This is a genomic window from Hymenobacter plasmatis (assembly GCF_020711255.1).
In the GTDB taxonomy this organism is placed as follows: domain Bacteria; phylum Bacteroidota; class Bacteroidia; order Cytophagales; family Hymenobacteraceae; genus Hymenobacter.
Window position 1 is genome coordinate 117,078 of sequence record NZ_JAJFAW010000005.1, and the last position, 17,324, is coordinate 134,401.

Below are 17,324 nucleotides of genomic sequence, written 5' to 3' on the forward strand. Positions count from 1 at the left end.
TGGCCGGGCTTTTTCGTAACGGAAAGGCTGGGGTTGCGTAAGTCTGGAAACACAAGCTCCCACCACTTTAGCTTATACCCTATGCTTCCTGACAATATTTCCGGCAACGGAACCGATGCCGACGAGGGCGAAAACGCCCACATTACGGAGAACAAGCATTTCCCGAAAAACGAAGAGCTGGAACGGCAGAAAGAATACAAGCAGGACCAGAGCAACAACAAATCCAGCAACGACCCTTCGGCGGCCCGCAACACGGGGGCCAACGGCTATACCCAGCGCGATAACCAGAAAGACCAGCTCCAGAACCTGCACATCGGCGGCTCGGAAACCAGCCCCCAGGGCGGCAACCAGCACACGAGCGCAGACGAGCAGGCTCAGGGCCCCGGCTTCGAGTCCGAAGGCAGTATTGAGCTGGACCACAACCTGCGCACCCGCGACCAGGAGTTCGGCGAAAAAGCTCCCAGCGGTGAGGCCAAGCCGGCCGGCCGCAACGAAACCATCAGCGACGGCTAACCGCTGCTGCCACTCAGCCCCATGCTCCCGGAAGCGGGGCGGGAACTCAGGCAATATGCCTGGGCTCTCGCCCCGCTTCTGCATTTGCCGGCTGCCCCGAATTGTGCTCTGCGGCTGGAGAAACAGGTTGCGGAAGTGATTCCGGCCAGTATATCCGGCTTACCAACAGCGCGTACCGGCGCTAGGGCCGAGGTTGGGCTAGAAGCGGCCGAAATAAATTTTCCGCTAGAGCATAAAACCCGACAATAGCTTAACTTGCGGACCATATTTGGGATAGTGTCTTCGATGACTAACTATTTCCGGATATCCCTTTGTCATCATCTCAAACCTCATTTTAAACCTATGAATCCAGAAAATCTACCCAAGCTTGAAGAGGAGCAATACGACCCCAACCTGGACGCCCAGGATGAGGAGGTAATGTCCGGCGGAAACAACCGCCTCATGTACGTGCTGGTGGCCGTTATTCTGGCGCTGGTGGTGGGCTACATCGCGTTGCCCAAGGGCGGCAAGGGCGGAGGAAGCGGCCTGGCAGCTGCCACGCCTTCGTTCATGCTCGATGACGCGGCCGTTACTGCTACCGCCCGCACCTCATCCGATAGCATTGCCGCCGGCCTCAAAGCCGCTCCGGCTGCCAAAGACGAGGAAGCCGACGAGGAAGTAGCCAAGCCCGCCGCCAAAACGGCTGCTCCCAAGCCCGCCGCGGCCACGACCCCCACGGCTGCTCCGGCAGCAGTAGCGGCTGCCCCGGCACCCGCCCCAGCAGTAGCTGAGGCCGCACCCGCACCGGTGGCTGCACCCGAACCCGCGGCTCCGGCCAACTCTACCATCTCGGGTCGCATTGTTGACGAAAATGGTAAGCCGATGGTAGGCGCTACCGTTTTGCTGAAGGGCAGCAGCAAAGGCACCAGCACCGACGCCAATGGCAACTACTCCATGGAAGTGCCCGGTGGCGACGACCACAGCCTGATTTTTGGCTACGGCGGCTACGAAGACGAAGTGGTGCGCAGCAGCGGCTCCAAATCTGTGAATGTGACCCTCACGCCTCGCGCCAAAGCCAGTAAGCGCCGCTAATCCACGAAGCAAGCGCCGAAGTATATCGACATAAAAAAAGGCCTCCCGACGGGAGGCCTTTTTTTATGTCCTGGCATTGCTACGCTTCGGAGCGTTTGCCAAAACCTCGGCCGAATAGGAAGTAGACAGGAAGGCCTAGGGCTACCAGGCCCAGGCCACGGCGGGAGAACTCGGCGGTGTCGGGCGCAATCAGGAGGATGATGCAGAACGCGCTGGCCAGCAAAATGTACAGGCCCGGCACCACCGGGTAACCCCAGGCGCGGTAGGGCCGGGGTGCGTCGGGGCGGGTGCGGCGCAGCACGAAAATTCCGATGATGGTGACGACGTAAAACAAAATCACGGCGAACATCACGTAGTTGAGCAGCTGGCCATAGGACCCGCTTAGGCAGAGCAGGCAGGCCCACAGGCACTGGGCCCAGAGGGCGCGGCCGGGTACGCCGGCTCCGTTCAGGCGGGCCAGGCCGGGGAAGAACAGGCCGTCCTTGGCCATGGCAAAATAAGCCCGCGAGCCGCTCAGGATGATGCCGTTATTGGCCCCGAAGGTGCTGAGCATGATGAGCACGGCCATGATGTAGGCGCCAGCCTTGCCCAGTACCGATTCGGCCACGGCGGTGGCTACCCGGTCGTCGGCGGCGTACTGAATGCCGCGGCCGGCCAGGGTGGTGGCTTCAGGCGAGCCGTGCAGCGGCAGCACCAGCAGGTACACCACGTTGATGAGAATGTAGAGGGCCGTGACGATGGCCGTGCCGATGGCCATGCTGCGCACCAGCGTGCGCTCGGGATTCTGGATTTCCTCGCCGGCAAAGCCGATGTTGTTCCAGGAGTCGGACGAGAACAGCGAGCCCGTCATGGCCATGCCGATGGCGATGACAAGGGCGCTGCCGCTGATGGGCACAGTAAGTGCGCTCACACCAGGGGCGGGGGACCGGCTCGCCGACCACAGGTCAGCAAAGTTGGCCTGGATGGCTTCGTGGTTCATGCCCAGGGCCACGCCGAACAGGATGAGCAGTCCCAGCGCAATGAGCTTGGTGCTGCCCAGCACGTTCTGAATGAGCTTGCCGGTGCGCACGCCCTGCGCGTTGAGCGCCGTGATGGCGATGATGAGGATGATGGCCAGCAGCTGCACGCTGCTGAACTCAAAGCTGCCGGCCTGAAACAGCACGTTTTTCACGCTGAAATACGGGACCAGCACGCCGGTGAACTTGGCAAAGGCGACGGCCACGGCGGCAATTACACCGGTCTGGATGACGAGGAAAAGCGTCCAGCCGTAGAGGAACGCCGTGAGGCGGCCAAAGGCCTCGCGCAGGTACACGTACTGCCCGCCCACCTTGGGGAACATGCTGGCCAGCTCGCCGTAGCTGATGGCCCCCGCCATGGTGATGAAGCCGGTGAGCAGCCACACCACCAGCAGCCAGCCAGCGCTGCCCACTTGCCGGGCAATGTCGGCCGAAACGATGAAGATGCCCGAGCCTATCATGCTGCCCGTGACGAGCATGATGGCATCGAAGAGGTTAATGGCCCGCTTAAAGTGCGGTTGTGCGGTTTGCGGTTCGGTCACGAGTTGAGGTTCGGTCATAGAGGAGGAGAGAATTTTGTCAAAGAAAACGAAAAGGCCCGCCGTAAACGGCAGGCCTTGCTTGAAAACGTAGCGAAAAGCGAATTAAAATTTGCTGCGGTCGTACCAGCTGCGCATGCGCCACGGGGCGTTGCGATGCTTGCGCACCAGCACCAGCCGGGCCGTGCCCGCGCCCGAAATCCGCTCGTTGTTGCACTGCTCGATGGTGAGCAGGAAGGAGCGTTCCACATTAGCCAGCGTGTCCGATGACAGCGTGTCGGAGCTGGGCAGGTACTGCATCCACTGCAAATTGATGGAACGGGCGGCTTTGAACAGGCGGGAGGTGGTATTGGCATCCACGTCGCGGGGCCAGGAGCGGTCAGCGTTGGCCGCGAAATCGTGGTAGGTAAACCGGAACTTGGGCGCGAGCAGCTGCCCGTAGAGCGTGGAGTCGCGCCGCTGGTAGGCTACCTGAAACCGGTCGAAGAAGCCGCGCACCATTTCGGGGGTGCCCAGCAGCTCATTGTGGACGGCTGTTACCTCATCGAGGCCCGGCGCAATGGGGTTGCAGGCGGGCATCATCAACAGCAGCACGATGCCCGAAAACAGCTCAACTGAAAACGAGGGGCGCACCAGCAGCTTCATGAAGCGAAATATACGAAGCCTGCCGCAACGCTGAGCTTTTTATTTTAGCCGTTAGCGTCGGCTAAGGCATTGGGCTAATGGCTGCTAAAATGCTTTTCAAAGTAACCCCGGCTAAGAGTGCCGAATGGCGCCAGCCACGTTTTTCCACCCCTTGTAACTCTATATAGCTTCACTTTTTTGAGCGCGGTAGCCTGCAGAAAGTACTCTGGCTTTCGCTGGCTGCCTAATTGAGCTGGATATTCCTGGTCGCCGCTGGTTACCGTTGCGTTGGCAACCTGCCTTAGGCCGTACTTTCGTCGCCCGTCATCCGCTTCCCTAAGCATGTCCCGAAAGCTCCTGGCGTTATTAACGGCGCTGCTCCTGCTACTCGCGCTGGCCACTTACGTCTATTACCGGCGCACCCTGGCGGCCGTGCCAGTAGACCCTTACACCCTGGTGCCGGACGATGCCGTGCTGGTGCTGAGCACCCACGACCACCCCGCGCTGGTGCGCCACCTGCAGGAAACGGAGCTGTGGGACAACCTCACGGCAGTGCGCTACTTTCAGCAGGCCGCTGGGCACCTGGCCCTAGCCGACAGCCTGGCGGGTGGCAGCGCGCGGCGCCGCAACGGCATTCTGGCCCTGCTGGGCCGCAAGCTGGTGATAACCTCCGTGCACGTAACCGGGCCGGGCGAGTTCGATGTGCTCTACCAGATTCCGCTGGCCCGCGTGGCCGAGTACCGACAGGTGCGGAGCCTGCTCGAAACGCTGGGCCGCGACCCCCGCTACCAGCTCAGCACCCGCGACTACGAAGACCAGGAGCTTACCGTGCTCACCGAGCGGCGCAGCGAAAACAGCCTCACCGTGCTCAACTACCGCAACCACCTCGTGGTGAGTGCCAACCCGGGGCTGGTGGAATCAGTAGTGCGCTGCCTGGCCCACCCCGATGCGCCGACGGTATTGGCCGCGTTCAGTTCCACCGATTTGCTGAAGCTGCGAGGCCTGGATGCCAGCCTGCTGGTGAACTACCGCCGCCTGCCGCAGTTTCTGGACGTGCTGTTTCGAAAGGATGCCCACAGCCAGTTTGACCAGCTGGCGGGCCTGGTATCCGAGGGCCTGCTGGGCGTGAAGCTGGCCGGCAGCCGGGCCCAGCTCCAGGGGTTTTCGAACCCCGAAACGGCCCGGGGCGCGCTGCACCAGCGCCTGCGCGGCCAGCCCGCCCAACCCCAGCGAATGACCAGCCTGATGAGCACGCGCACGGCTATGCTGCTGCACCTGGCCGCCGACCCCGCCCGCACCTGGCCCAGCCCAGGCCGCCCGTTGGTCGATTCCCTGGGTCGCAACGCCGCGCTGGATAGCTTGCGGGCTTCTTTTGATGGGGAAATGGCCATTGGCTACTTGGCTACGGCGGCGGCGGGCAGCCGGCCCGGCCGGCTGGCTTTTGTACGCTGCCCGGTGCCCGCCCGCACCAACAAGTGGCTGGCCCGGCTGCGCCGCATCTACAACAGTTCGCCAGCGTTTACCAGAGTGGGCCCCTACGAGGTGCACCCGGTCGCATTCCCGGAGGCGGCTATTTTGGGCCCCTTGCTGGCTCCGGCGCGGCCCTACGCGGTGGAGGCCGTTGCCGGCGCGGGCGTGATGGTGGGAAATTTTCTGGTACTCTCCGACGATTTGACCCTTAATGGCTACCTGGCCGACGTAGTGGCCGGCCGCACCTGGGCGCAAAGCCCGACGCAGGTTTCTTTTTTGCAGGAAACCCTGCCCCAGGCCCGCCTGAGCATTATTATCGATACGCGCAACAGCTGGAATGCCCTGCTGGGTGTGCTCACCGAAGAGCGTCGGGCGGGCCTGCTGCGCAACGAGGCCCTGTTTAAGCGCTTCCCCCAGATTGCGATGCAGCTGGTGCCGGCCGAGAATGAGTCGGCCCCGGATGCGCAGTATTACACTCAGCTGTTGCTGCGGCACCCCGACCTGGGGCCCGCTTTATCCCAGGCCGGTGGGGCGGCCAACGGGCGGGTCATGACCTTTCAGTACCCGTTGCTGGGGGCGCCTACGCTGCTGCCGGCGTTGGGCACGCGCATACCGGCGGTGGTGGTGCAGGACTCGACGGGCGTGCTCTACTATGTGAGTGCCGATAACACCGTGCTATGGTCGGATACGCTCACCACGCCGGTAGTGGGACTGAACCTGCTGCCGAGTGCGGGCGGTGTCCCAGGCGGCCTGCTGCTGGGTGCTGGCCACAAATTGCATCTGCTCGCCAATGATGGCCGCGAAGTGCTGCCCTTCCCCCTGAACCTGCCCGATAGCGTGCGCGTGGCCGCCCTGCTGGCCGCACCTGGCAACGGCGCAGGCACCCCCGCGCGCCTGCTGGCCGTGACGGCCGGCAACGACCTGCTGCTGCTCGACGCCAAAGGCCACCTTTTCCCGGGCTGGCAGCCCAAGCAGCTCGACTTTCCGCTGGTGGGCCGGCCGGCCTTGCTCAGCGTGAATGGGCGCGATGTGGTGCTGGTGCCGCTGCAAAACGGCTACGTATATGCCTTTGATGGGAAGGGGAGCCTGTTCCCCGGCTTTCCATTGAGCATGGGCGGGCGGCTGGCCGGTGGGGTGCTCGTGCAGGCTGGCGCCACGCTGGCGCGCAGCCGCTTCACACTCGTCAACCAGCACGGCGAGCTGGTGGTCTTCAACCTCAGCGGCGACATCATCAGCCGAACCCGGGTGGCCACTTGGAGCCGCACCGCCCGCTTCCGGCTGGTGCCCGACCCCCGCGGCCGCACCTTCGCCGTGACCCGGGAGGATGGCAATCAACTCGATGTATTTCTGCCCAAAACGGCCACTCCGCTCATCACTCAACGCTTCGTGACCTCGGGCGAAAAACCCGTTCAATACTTCGATTTCGGCAATGGCCGGCGGATTATTGCCATCACGGAAACAGGCCCGGGTCACGTGTTTGTGTACGATGGCAAGGGCCGGCTGCTGGGTGGTGCGCCCATGCCCAGCACCGGCACTGGCGTGGGACTGAGCTACGATGCCACCACCGATACTTATCAGTTGGTGCGCACCGTGGGCCGCGAATTGCGCCGCACGGAGCTAAAGGTGGCGTTGCCTTAATAACAAGCTCAACAGGACGTCATGCAGAGCACTTTGGAGCATCTTTCCGCTTCGTTGCAAATCGTCTGTCATGCAGAGCGCAGCGAAGCATCTTATCCCCGCGGAACGAGTCGTGCTGACCTGATAAGATGCTTCCTTCGTCAGCATGACAAGCGGCGTGAGCGAGATTTTGCGCTGCGCTAAGCATGTCAGTCTGTTACGTTGATACATACATCTTACATGAACCCATCTGAATCAACAGGCTTGGTAGTTGGCAAATTCTGGCCGCTGCACAAAGGCCACCAGCTTCTACTTGAAACCGCTGCTGCTCAAGTAACCGAGCTGGTGCTGCTAGTGTATGCCAATCCTGATTCGGACACGATGCCCGCCGCTGTTCGCGCCGGCTGGATTCGGGAGCTGTACCGGGGCGATGAGATTTCCGAAGGCCCAAGAATCAGCGGCACGCCCCTGCGCATTTACGCCCTTTCGGCCGAAGCTGATGGTGTACCGCCTGATGCGGCCGATGACGCCACGCAGCGTGAATTTGTGCGCCGCTGGCTAGCCCAACATGATATTCATGTCGACGTTGTTTTCAGCAGCGAGGCCTACGGGCCTGGGTTTGCCCAGCACCTGGGCGCCGCGCATGTAGCCGTAGACACTGCCCGCCAGCAAATGCCGATATCCGGAAGCATGGTGCGCAGCAATCCGGCAGCATTTGCGCAATACCTGCATCCGCTGGTAGCAGCTCAATTTGGTGTCGTGCCACCGGGCAGCGTGCCCCGCGTGGTGTTGCTCGGGGCCGAAAGCAGTGGCAAATCAACCTTGTGCGCTGCCCTGGCCGAAGCGTTGGATACGGTGTGGGTGCCGGAATACGGCCGCACACTGCACGAGCAAAAAAGCGGCAACCTCGACTATGAAGACCTGCTCTATATAGCTCGCCGCCACGTGGAATTGGAGGACAAAGCCGCTGCTCAAGCCCAGGGAGTTATTTTTTGCGATACCAACGCCGCCACTACGGCCCTGTATTCCTATTACTATTTCCACCGCTGCGACCCCATGCTGCAGGCCATGGCCGCCGTGTGCGGGCAGCGCTACGCCCACACCTTTGTGTGCGCCCCCACCGTGCCCTTTGAGCAGGACGGCTGGCGCGGGCCCGAGGCGTTGCGTAGCTTCCAGCACGGCATGATTATCATGCAACTGGACTTCTTCGGCATCCCCTACACCCTCTTGGAAGGCACCGTGGCCGAGCGAGTAGCCCAAGTTTTGGGTCATTTAACAGTTAGCATTTAACATTTATCAGCCGTTCGGTCAGCTCAATTTGGGCAGACCGAACGGCTGATAAATGTTAAATGCTAACTGTTAAATGAAATCTATCTATTTGTCAGCCAGCCTTTGCGGTAGAAATACACGAGCTGAATCATAACTACGATGAACATGAGGCCGAGCACCATGGGGTAGCCCCAGGGTTTGTAGAGTTCGGGCATGTTGAGGGGCAGCACGTGGCCGTGGCCGTCGTCGTGCTGGAAGTTCATGCCATAGAGGCCCACCACGAAGCTTAGGGGGATGAAAATGGTGCTGATGATGGTGAGCACCTTCATCACTTCGTTCATGCGGTTGCCCTGGTCGGAAAGGTAGAGGTCGGTGAGCGAGGAGATGTTGTCGCGGTAGCTCTCGGCCAGGTCGAGGGCCTGAATGGCGTGGTCGTAGGCGTCGCGGTAGAAAATTTTCAACTCCTCGGGCATTACTTCATCGGGCAGGCGCAGGATTTCTGCGATTTTGTCGCGCTCCGGGTACACCAGGCGCCGAAAACGCACCACGTCCTTTTTGATGCGCAGGATGCGGTTGAGCAACCGCCGCGGGCGCTTGTCGGCAAAAATGGCTTCTTCGAGCTCCTCAATGTAGTCGCCGATGGCGGCCATGGTGGGGTAGTAGTGGTCGAGCACCACATCGGTGAGGGCGTAGGCCAGGTACAGCATGGGCCGGCGCCGCAGGGTGCTGAAGTTGGACCGGATGCGCGTGCGCAGCGAGTCGAGGCAGTCGTCGTAATCGTCCTGAAACGACAGCATGTAGTTGGGACCCGTAAAGAGCGAGAGCTGGTCGTCGTCGATTTCGAGGTTGCGGGTGAAGTCGGTCATCCGCGACACCATGAACAGGCGGTGGTCGTCGAATACCTCCACCTTGGCGCGTTGGTAGTCGTTGAGCACGTCTTCCATTTGCAGGGGGTGGAGGCCGAAATCCTGCATCAGCTGCTCCATCAGGGCCAGGTCGCCGTAGCCGCGCACGTCAATCCAGTGCTTGAGCTCGGGGTGGTCGCGTAGCCAGGCCAGCAGCTCGTCGTAGCGGTCGGTGTATTCTTCTTCGATGAAGCTGTTTTCGTCGTAGGCCATCAAAAACAAGCGCGGCTTCATGGCCCCTTCGCGCACGTTGAGGGTGCCGGGGCGCTGGCCCACCATCTGTTCGCGGGCCTGCCGGGTGGCCTCGCGGTCGGTGACGGTGTAGCCCACCGGGCCGTCGGTATCGGCCAGAGCCGGCGAGCGGTTGGGCGCGGCCGAAGCAGGAGAAATAAGCGGGTTCATGCGGCGGAAAGGAAATAAAGAAACGAAAACGCAAATTCGGCCCCTACGCATGGCGGGCAGATGAAGATATCTCGGAGCGCAGTCGTACCCGGATTAATGAAATGGCGCCTGATGATGGGGCCGTCCGTGGTCAGACGACGGTTCTGTGCCGTACTTTGCTGGCAGGGCTACGATAAGTAAGTTTGAAAAGTACGGATTCTACAGTTGCGGTTGAGGCGGACGCGGAGCGCGGGGCGGCGGGGCTCGCCGTCTGGGCCGTGGAAAGTGGGCCGGCTGGCCCGGCCGCGCCCCGGCTGCCGCTGGCCTTCGAGTCGTTTCTGTATCTGCGGCCCGAGCACCAGGCACTGCAGCCGGCTGCCCCCTCGGTCCTGAGCCTGTACCTGGAAGACGCCGGGGCCGGCCAAACGGTAGCTCAACTGCACCTGGCACTGGAGGAAAACGACGGCCTGGCCCGCAGCCCCGCCCAGGCGCCCTTTGGGGCGGTGCAGCTGGCAGCCGGCGTGAGCGTAGCCCAACTGCACGGCCTGCTCGATGCCGCCGAAAACGCCCTTAGCCAACGCGGGATTCAGGAAGTAGCCTTACGCGGCTACCCCTTTGCCTACGACCCCGCGGGTGCCGCCGTGCTGGCCGAAACGCTTCGGCAGCGCGGCTACCGCGTCACGCTGGCCGAGCAGAACTATCACCTCGACCCCAACCGGGCCTACGAAGCCAACCTGCATCCATCGGAGCGCCGCCGCCTGCATAAGTGCCGGCGCTATGGCTTGCATTTTGAGCAGGAACCGCCCTTTCTGCTGCCGGCGGCTTACGAGTTTATTCAGGCGTGCCGGCAGGAGCGGGGCCAGGAGCTGTCGTTGCCGTTGGCGCGGGTGCAGGAGCTGTTTCGAAACTTCCCGAAAGAGCATTTTCTGTTCTCCGTGCGACAGCCGGATGGGGGCTGGGCCGCGCTCACGGTCGCCATTCGGGTCGATGAGCAGGTGCTGTATAATTTTTACCCCGCCAGCCCTTTGCGCTGCAATGCCCTGAGCCCGGTGGTCATGCTCAACGAAGGCCTGCACGCCTTTGCCCAAGCCAGCGGCATGGCGGTGCTGGACCTGGGCACTTCCACGCTCGATTCCGGCCCCAATACCTCCTTGCTGCGGTTTAAGCGGCACCTGGGCGGGGTGGCGGGCCTGCGCCTAAGCTGGGCCAAAAGCCTCCGGAGCAAGTGAGAAGGGCCATGAAACCAGGGCTGTCGTTCTTTACGCCCTCGTTGGGCAAATCTGCCGCGCCGCCTGTGTTGCCAACTTCTTCTACATCACCAGCCCGGCCGCTTGCCGCCCCGTCCGTCTGGCGGGGCTTTGTGCGCGGCTCCCTGGGCACGGGTGTGGCCGTAGTAGCGCGGGCCGCGGGCGCGCTGGTGCTCAACAAGCTGTTTGCGACCTACGCGCCGGCCGGCGGCCTCACCCTGCTGGCCCAATTCCAAAACCTGATGGCCCTGCTCACCACCCTGCCCAACGACGGCGTGCAGGTGGGCCTGGTGAAGTACCTCGCGCCGCTGCAGCCCGGGAGCCCCCGCTTCCGGGTGTGGCTGGGCGCGGCGGCAGGACTCAATGGCGCGGCGCTGCTGGCCGGGGCCGCAGTGCTGGCCAGCCAGGGTCTGTTGGGCTGGGGATGGGGCAGTCTGGCGGCATTTGTGGTGGGCATTGCGCTGCTCACCGGACAAGGGCTGCTGAGTGCTGCGCTGCTGGCGGCGGGGCGGCTGCGGGCCTACATCAGCTTATCGGTGGCGGTAGCGCTGCTGGGCACGGGTGCGGCCGCCGTGGCGCTGCTGCGCCATTTACCGCTCAACCTTGTGCTGCTGGCCTACCTGCTGGCGCAGGGCCTCACGCTGCTGCCGGCCCTGGTGCTGGCGGCGCGGGCCGGCGTGCTGCGGCACCTGCGGCCGGAAGGGCCCGTCAGCCGCTTGGCCGTGCGCCGGTTGAGCCAGTTTCTGCTCATGGCCATGAGTACGCTGCTGTTTGGCAAAGCTGTGGACTATGTGTTGCGCAGCTACCTGTTGGCCACCTTCGGGCCCGCCCGCACCGACTTATGGCAGACCGTGGCCAAGCTCTCCGACAATTACACCATGGTATTTGCAGCGGTGATGAGCAGCGTTTTCTACCCGCGGCTGGCGGCGCTGGCCGGGCAGCCGCGGGCCGCGCGCGGCTACCTGCTGGGGGTGCTGGGTTTGTTGGCCCCGGTGCTTGCCGTCGGCCTGGGGCTGATTTTTGCCTGCCGCAACTGGCTGCTGCCGCTGCTTTTCGCGCCGCAGCTGCTGGGGGCACGCGAGTTTCTCGGGCCCCAATTGCTGGGCGATTGGGCTAAGCTATTGAGCTGGATTTTCATTTTTCAGCTCACCGCCCGGGCGCGCACGGGCCCCTACGTAGCCGTGCAAGCAGCTTCGGCAGCGGTGTTTGCCGCGTTACTGGCTGTGCTGCTCCCACGCTTTGGCCTGGAAGGCGCGGTGCTCGCCCACGCCGGCCGCTACTGGCTGTTGCTGCTGGTCTGCGCGGGATTTCAGTTGAGAAGGAAGAATGAGCCATTAGAAATGAAGAATGAAGAATGAAGAATGAAGAATGAAGAATTTTTCTTCCCTTCATTTGTCGCCATTGCCCCATGCCAAATTCCTCATTATCCATTCCTCATTCTTCATTCCCCAGCGCAGCGCCCGTTACCATAGTGGCGCTGTGCCACAACCATGCGCCGTTTTTGCGTGAGGCGCTGGATTCTATTCTCAGCCAAACCTATCCGAACCTGGAAGTGTGGCTCGTGGACGATGCCAGTACCGACGAAAGCCCTGCCATACTGCGCGAGTACGCTGCCCGGTACCCAAGCTGGCACGTGCATTTGCTCACCGAAAACTTGGGAAACTGCCGCGCCTTCAACCTGGCATTCCGGCAAAGCCAAGGTGAGTTTGTGATTGATTTCGCCACCGACGATGTGCTGCTGCCCGAGCGGGTAGCCCAACAAGTGGCGGCGTTTCGGGCCGCCGCGCCCACGGTGGGAGTGGTGTATTCCAATGCCGAGCTGATAGCCGAAAACGGCACCCTACTGGGCCTGCACCACCGGCCCGATGGCCACGGTGGCCTGAAGCCCCGCCCGGCCAGCGGCTGGGTATTCGCCGAGGTATTGCGGCGCTACTTCATCAGCACGCCCACCATGATGATGCGCCGCGCCTGCCTGGCCCAACTGGGCGGCTACGACGAGACGCTGGCCTATGAAGACTTTGACTTCTGGGTGCGCGCCAGCCGCGAGTGGCAGTTTCAGTACCTCGATGAAGTGACGACCCGCAAGCGCAAGCACCCCAGCAGCATGAGCAGCCGCGCCTACCAGCGCCACGACCCATACCTTGCCTCCACCATCCAGGTGTGCGGCAAGGCCCTGGCGCTCGTGCGCACCGCCGACGAGCGCGCCGCCCTGGCCACCCGCTTGCGCTGGGAACTGCGCCAAGCCGCCCGCCGCCACCGCCACACCGAAGTGAAGGAGCTGTTCGCGCTGTTGCGGCAAACCACCAGCCCCACCGCCCTGGATTGGGCCCTGGCTACGTGGAGCCGGATGTTTTAATAATTAATAGCCCAGCTTAAATCTGGTGGTCTTTTTTGAAAGTAGGAAGACCAAGCAAGGCTTAAGAAATGAGCTCATGGCAGGGACGATGCCGCCCGGCCCCGTTTCTTCGCTGAAAATCTCCCGTTGCCCCAGTGCCGAATCACTCCCGTTTAGCCATTTTTGCCCGCGTTGTGTTGCTGCCATTGGCGCTCACGCTTGGTACGGTGGCGGGATTGGGCAGCTACTACGAAACCAGCGATGATGGCTCACTGGCCTGGCTTTTTTCGGGGGTGATGGCCTTGAAGCCAGTCACGTCCTTGCCGCTTTATTTCCACGGCTACGGGCACGTGCTGGCCGCGGCCTACAATGCCCTGCCCAACTGGCCTTGGTTTGGGCTGCTCAATGCCGCGCTGCTTGGCTTGGCCACCGTGCTCATTTTTGCGGTACTTGATAGGCTCTTGCGGCCCCATTTGCGGCCAGCGATGCTGGTGCTGGCGCTGGTTGTGTTCTTCGGCATGGCGTGGCTGGAGCATTGGCTGTGGTTTAGCCACGTGCGGGTGGGGGTGCTACTGGCCGGGGGCGCGGTGCTGTTTGCGGCTCAGCGGCCGGGGCGTGGAGCGGCGCTACTTATTGGGCTGGCGGGGTTGGGGGCCGCTTGGCTAATGCGGCCCAGCCTGGCTCTGTTGGGTTTTGTGGCGGTGCTACCCGCAGCCGTGCTGTTGGCAGGCAGCATTCGGCGGGCGGCTCCGGTAGTGCTGGGCGCGGCGCTGGGGCTGGCCCTGGCGGCTGGCGCGGCCGCGTTGCTGCAAACGCCTACTGAAGCGCGGACCCAAGCGCGCGACCGCTACTTCGCCCGCGTTCTCGACTTCGACCAACTGTGCCCGCAACCCCGCACACCTGCGGATAGCCTGGGCACGGCTGCGCTTAGCCTATGGCTAATGGGCGACTCAACCGTAGTAAACGAAGCCTTGTGCCAGCGAGCGTATGCGTTCAGTGCCCGGGAGTTTTTCGCCCAGCAGGTGCCGGCCAAAATCATGGTGCGGGTTGGGCAGATGGTTCGCGACTATTTCCCCTTGTTGCTAGCCTTAGCGGCAACTGCCTGGGGCATGGTACGGTACCGGCGACAGCGCCCCATGTTCTGGCTGGTGCAACTAGGTTTTGTAGCGGCGCTGGGGCTCTGCGCAGGCTTCCTCAAGCTGCCGCCGCGCCTGGCGCTCCCGCTGCTGGATTTCTGGCTGCTTACTAATCTGGCTTTCGTGTTCTCAGCGCAAGAACGAAGCGTTGGCCTTAGCTCAACGGCCAGTGTCTTATTCCCGAACCTCCCGCGTGCCCTACGCTTGCTGGGCTTAGTCGTTGGGCTGGTAGTCGTGCTGATTTACGGGGCCAAAACGCTTCATCGCCGGCAGGTGTTGGGCCAGGAGGAACGGCGCCACCGGCTGGCGCTACAAGCAATAGCTCAAGCTCGTGCGGGCCGCATCCTCATCCTGGCGGGAAGCAATGACTTGCTGAAAAGCCTCTCGCCCTTTCGCTCATATTCACTCGGGCCCGGGCCGGTGTTGGTGCTCACCGGCTGGCAGTCGCACGATGCGTCACAAAGCCAACTGCGGCGCGCGCTCAGCGGCACCGCCGACCAAACCGAGTGCTTGCGTCGCCTGGCAACTTCAGCTCAACCCGGCCTAGCGCCCGTGTGGGTGCTCACCCCCGAAACGGCCGCCTGGCTTAGCCGTCGTTTCCGTTTCGATGGGCCCCGCATGCAGTTAAGCCCTACCTTTGGCCTAGCGCTGCCCACCGAGTCAACGCTGCGTTTTTATCGCGTGCAGCCCTGGCCGGCCCGCTGAGCCCGGCAGCCATGGTGGTGCCCGATTGCGCCAATGCCATAATTTTATACCCTGCTCCGTGCCCGCGCCGCAGACCTTTGCTTCGGCAAAAGCGTTTCTTCATTAATTATTCACGCTTCTTCGCCCCCTCTTATGCTAACGTCCACGATGACTTCCCGCAGCGAAGTGCTGCAGAACCTAGAAGGCTATTTGAAGTCCAACATGGGCACCTTCCTCAAAAGCGTGGAAGACAGCTGGCAGCCCGCCGATTTTCTGCCCGATTCGCGCGAAGAGTCGTTCTTCGACCAGGTAAAAGAATTGCGTGAAAAAGCCGGCAACCTCAGCTACGACTTGCTGGCCGTGCTTATCGGCGATACCATCACGGAAGAAGCGCTGCCCAACTACGAGGCCTGGTTTCACGAGCTCGACGACCTGAACCGCGACCGCGACAACGGCTGGGCCCAGTGGATTCGGGGCTGGACGGCCGAAGAAAACCGCCACGGCGACCTGCTCAACCGCTACCTGTACCTGAGCGGCCGCGTCAACATGCGCGAGTTTGAAGTGTCGACTCAGTACCTCATCAACGACGGCTTCGACCTCGGCACCGCCCACGACCCGTACCGCGCCTTTGTGTACACCAGCTACCAGGAGCAGGCTACCAACATCTCCCACCGCCGCGTGGGCCAACTGGCCCGCACCGCCGGCGACGACCAGCTTTCCAAAATCTGCGGCATGATTGCGGGCGACGAAAACCGCCACGCCCGCGTCTACAAGACCTTTGTGGAGAAGATTTTCGAAGTAGACCCCAGCGAAATGATGCTGGCCTTCGAGGACATGATGCGCAAGAAAATCGTGATGCCGGCCCACTACATGCGCGAAATGGGCATCGAAATGGGCAAAACCTTCGGCCACTTCACCGACGCCGCCCAGCGCCTCGGTGTGTACACCAGCTCGGACTACACCGACATCCTCGACTCGCTCATCCACGATTGGAAAATTGAGCACATCGGCGGCCTCACCGGCCCGGCCGAAAAAGCCCGCGACTACATCATGGCCCTGCCCAACCGCCTGCGCCGCGTAGCCGACCGCATGCCCGTTCCCAAGCTGGAATACAAGTTCAAGTGGATTTCTTAATCCAGTTATCAGCTAGCATTTAACAATTAACAGCCGTTCCGACGGGCCCATTTGGTCCTTCAGAACGGCTGTTAATTGTTAAACGCTAACCGTTAAATGACATGTCGTGCGGCTTCCCAGCCAATCAGCGCAGCTTTGCGCGTGGCGCCCCAGCGGTATTGGCCCAACTCGCCGGTTTGCCGAATCACGCGGTGGCAGGGGATGAGGTAGCCCACCGGGTTGGCCCCGATGGCCGTGCCCGTAGCGCGCACCGCCGCTCCATTCTCGGCCGCAGCGGCCAGCTGGGCGTAGGTGCGCAGCTCACCTTCCGGAATACGCAGCAGTGATTCCCAAATTTTGAGCTGAAACGGCGTGCCTTTCAGGTGCAAATGCAGGCGGTCGGTGGGCTGGAACGTGCGGGCGAAAAACCGCGCTACCTGCGCGTGGGCCGGCGCTTCGGCAGCAACTAGCGTCGCGTTGGGCCACTCCTGGCGTAAGTCGGCGAGGGCCATTGCGGCGTCTTCTACAAACACAAGTTTGCAGATGCCTTTGGCTGTGGAGGCCACGAGGTAGGGGCCGAATTGGCACTCTCCAAAACTGTACGCTATGGCCAACGAGGCGCCGCCTTGGCGGTATTCGCCGGGCGTCATGGCTTCCAGGGTTACGAATAAATCGTGCAGGCGCCCAGTGCCCGATAGGCCCGTTTCATACGCTGCTTCGGCTACCGAAACCTGCTGCCGCAGCATGCGCTTGGCGTGGTCCAGGCTCAGGTATTGTAGAAACTTCTTGGGCGACACGCCGGCCCACTCCTGGAACTTGCGCTGGAAGTGAAACGGGCTCCAATGTGCCTGTTCGGCCAGCGTCTCCAGGGTGGGCTGTTCCTGGAAATTGTCGCGCGTGAAGGTGAGCGCGGCGGCAATGCGTTCGTAGTCCGTCATGGGAATCGGGGGCTGATTGGCTACAAATTTCGTGCATTGCCCCGGCCTTCAAAACCCGATTCTTGCGCAAGTTGCGCGGGGCTTATTGCTCGATTTTGACGCCCTTCCAAAAAGCCACCCGCCCTTTGATGTGCTGGGCGGCATCCTTGGGCTCGGGGTAGTACCAGGCGGCGTCTTTGTTGTGCTCACCCGCTACCCGCAGGGAGTAGTAGCTTGCGCGTCCTTTCCAGGGGCAACTGGTTTGGGCAATGCTGGCTTCGAAGAACTCCGATTTGAGGGAATCGGCGGGGAAGTAGTGGTTGTTTTCAACCACTACGGTGTCGTCGCTTTCGGCCACGACGGTATTGTTCCAAATAGCTTTCATGAGAGTACGGGGATACCAAGCTCCTGCCGGGCAGGCAAAGGGCAAGACAATGGATGCCCAAGGCCAAGCTTGGGCTTACCGGTTGAACATTGCGTCCGCGCC

Annotated in this window: 14 protein-coding genes; 9 read left to right on the plus strand and 5 right to left on the minus strand. The window is 62.2% G+C overall.

Annotated elements, in window-relative coordinates:
• The first annotated feature begins 81 nt into the window (after nucleotides 1-81).
• Nucleotides 82-513 (plus strand): hypothetical protein, encoded by a 432-nt coding sequence (locus LJ738_RS05190; protein WP_227785245.1) that lies wholly within the window; start codon nucleotides 82-84, stop codon nucleotides 511-513.
• 342 nt (nucleotides 514-855) lie between these two features.
• Nucleotides 856-1,584 carry a carboxypeptidase-like regulatory domain-containing protein gene (locus tag LJ738_RS05195; RefSeq protein WP_227785246.1) on the plus strand — a complete coding sequence of 243 codons (729 nt, stop codon included), beginning with the start codon at nucleotides 856-858 and terminating at the stop codon, nucleotides 1,582-1,584.
• Between the two features lie 79 nt (nucleotides 1,585-1,663).
• Here the strand turns inward: LJ738_RS05195 and LJ738_RS05200 are convergent, their stop codons facing one another.
• Nucleotides 1,664-3,160: an APC family permease gene (locus LJ738_RS05200; RefSeq protein ID WP_227785247.1), complete on the minus strand. Its 1,497-nt coding sequence runs from the start codon at nucleotides 3,158-3,160 to the stop codon at nucleotides 1,664-1,666.
• 84 nt (nucleotides 3,161-3,244) lie between these two features.
• Nucleotides 3,245-3,784 carry a hypothetical protein gene (locus LJ738_RS05205; RefSeq protein WP_227785248.1) on the minus strand — a complete coding sequence of 180 codons (540 nt, stop codon included), beginning with the start codon at nucleotides 3,782-3,784 and terminating at the stop codon, nucleotides 3,245-3,247.
• Between the two features lie 321 nt (nucleotides 3,785-4,105).
• On the opposite strand from LJ738_RS05205, the gene LJ738_RS05210 reads away from it, so the two are divergent.
• Together LJ738_RS05210 and LJ738_RS05215 are read left to right on the plus strand one after the other, a co-directional pair.
• Nucleotides 4,106-6,871 carry a hypothetical protein gene (locus tag LJ738_RS05210; protein ID WP_227785249.1) on the plus strand — a complete coding sequence of 922 codons (2,766 nt, stop codon included), beginning with the start codon at nucleotides 4,106-4,108 and terminating at the stop codon, nucleotides 6,869-6,871.
• A gap of 219 nt (nucleotides 6,872-7,090) precedes the next feature.
• Nucleotides 7,091-8,140: an AAA family ATPase gene (locus LJ738_RS05215; RefSeq protein WP_227785250.1), complete on the plus strand. Its 1,050-nt coding sequence runs from the start codon at nucleotides 7,091-7,093 to the stop codon at nucleotides 8,138-8,140.
• Nucleotides 8,141-8,220: 80 nt separating this feature from the next.
• Here the strand turns inward: LJ738_RS05215 and corA are convergent, their stop codons facing one another.
• A complete protein-coding gene (corA, locus tag LJ738_RS05220; protein WP_227785251.1) occupies nucleotides 8,221-9,426 on the minus strand; it encodes a magnesium/cobalt transporter CorA in 1,206 nt (401 codons plus the stop codon).
• A 182-nt stretch (nucleotides 9,427-9,608) separates the two neighbouring features.
• On the opposite strand from corA, the gene LJ738_RS05225 reads away from it, so the two are divergent.
• The 5 genes from LJ738_RS05225 to LJ738_RS05245 all read left to right on the plus strand — a co-directional run bounded on the left by LJ738_RS05225 (nucleotide 9,609) and on the right by LJ738_RS05245 (nucleotide 15,941).
• Nucleotides 9,609-10,634 (plus strand): hypothetical protein, encoded by a 1,026-nt coding sequence (locus tag LJ738_RS05225; protein WP_227785252.1) that lies wholly within the window; start codon nucleotides 9,609-9,611, stop codon nucleotides 10,632-10,634.
• An 8-nt stretch (nucleotides 10,635-10,642) separates the two neighbouring features.
• Entirely contained in the window at nucleotides 10,643-12,010 is a 1,368-nt protein-coding gene (locus tag LJ738_RS05230; RefSeq protein WP_227785253.1) for an MATE family efflux transporter, read from the plus strand.
• Between the two features lie 50 nt (nucleotides 12,011-12,060).
• On the plus strand, nucleotides 12,061-13,008 hold the full coding sequence (locus LJ738_RS05235) for a glycosyltransferase family 2 protein (RefSeq protein WP_227785254.1): 948 nt from the start codon (nucleotides 12,061-12,063) through the stop codon (nucleotides 13,006-13,008).
• 173 nt (nucleotides 13,009-13,181) lie between these two features.
• Nucleotides 13,182-14,828 carry a hypothetical protein gene (locus LJ738_RS05240; RefSeq protein WP_227785255.1) on the plus strand — a complete coding sequence of 549 codons (1,647 nt, stop codon included), beginning with the start codon at nucleotides 13,182-13,184 and terminating at the stop codon, nucleotides 14,826-14,828.
• 132 nt (nucleotides 14,829-14,960) lie between these two features.
• Nucleotides 14,961-15,941 (plus strand): acyl-ACP desaturase, encoded by a 981-nt coding sequence (locus tag LJ738_RS05245; protein ID WP_227785256.1) that lies wholly within the window; start codon nucleotides 14,961-14,963, stop codon nucleotides 15,939-15,941.
• Between the two features lie 92 nt (nucleotides 15,942-16,033).
• On the opposite strand, the gene LJ738_RS05250 is transcribed toward LJ738_RS05245, so the two are convergent.
• Both LJ738_RS05250 and LJ738_RS05255 read right to left on the minus strand, forming a co-directional pair.
• Nucleotides 16,034-16,858: a bifunctional transcriptional activator/DNA repair enzyme AdaA gene (locus tag LJ738_RS05250; RefSeq protein WP_227785257.1), complete on the minus strand. Its 825-nt coding sequence runs from the start codon at nucleotides 16,856-16,858 to the stop codon at nucleotides 16,034-16,036.
• A gap of 82 nt (nucleotides 16,859-16,940) precedes the next feature.
• Nucleotides 16,941-17,222, minus strand: a complete 282-nt coding sequence (locus tag LJ738_RS05255) for a DUF427 domain-containing protein (RefSeq protein ID WP_227785258.1) — start codon at nucleotides 17,220-17,222, stop codon at nucleotides 16,941-16,943.
• Between the last annotated feature and the right edge of the window lie 102 nt (nucleotides 17,223-17,324).

Coding starts and splice junctions, on each gene's coding strand:
- LJ738_RS05190 (WP_227785245.1), top strand. CDS start 82: ATGCTTCCTGACAATATTTCCGGCAACGGAACCGATGCCGACGAGGGC.
- LJ738_RS05195 (WP_227785246.1), top strand. CDS start 856: ATGAATCCAGAAAATCTACCCAAGCTTGAAGAGGAGCAATACGACCCC.
- LJ738_RS05200 (WP_227785247.1), bottom strand. CDS start 3,160: ATGACCGAACCTCAACTCGTGACCGAACCGCAAACCGCACAACCGCAC.
- LJ738_RS05205 (WP_227785248.1), bottom strand. CDS start 3,784: ATGAAGCTGCTGGTGCGCCCCTCGTTTTCAGTTGAGCTGTTTTCGGGC.
- LJ738_RS05210 (WP_227785249.1), top strand. CDS start 4,106: ATGTCCCGAAAGCTCCTGGCGTTATTAACGGCGCTGCTCCTGCTACTC.
- LJ738_RS05215 (WP_227785250.1), top strand. CDS start 7,091: ATGAACCCATCTGAATCAACAGGCTTGGTAGTTGGCAAATTCTGGCCG.
- corA (WP_227785251.1), bottom strand. CDS start 9,426: ATGAACCCGCTTATTTCTCCTGCTTCGGCCGCGCCCAACCGCTCGCCG.
- LJ738_RS05230 (WP_227785253.1), top strand. CDS start 10,643: ATGAAACCAGGGCTGTCGTTCTTTACGCCCTCGTTGGGCAAATCTGCC.
- LJ738_RS05235 (WP_227785254.1), top strand. CDS start 12,061: ATGCCAAATTCCTCATTATCCATTCCTCATTCTTCATTCCCCAGCGCA.
- LJ738_RS05245 (WP_227785256.1), top strand. CDS start 14,961: ATGCTAACGTCCACGATGACTTCCCGCAGCGAAGTGCTGCAGAACCTA.
- LJ738_RS05250 (WP_227785257.1), bottom strand. CDS start 16,858: ATGACGGACTACGAACGCATTGCCGCCGCGCTCACCTTCACGCGCGAC.
- LJ738_RS05255 (WP_227785258.1), bottom strand. CDS start 17,222: ATGAAAGCTATTTGGAACAATACCGTCGTGGCCGAAAGCGACGACACC.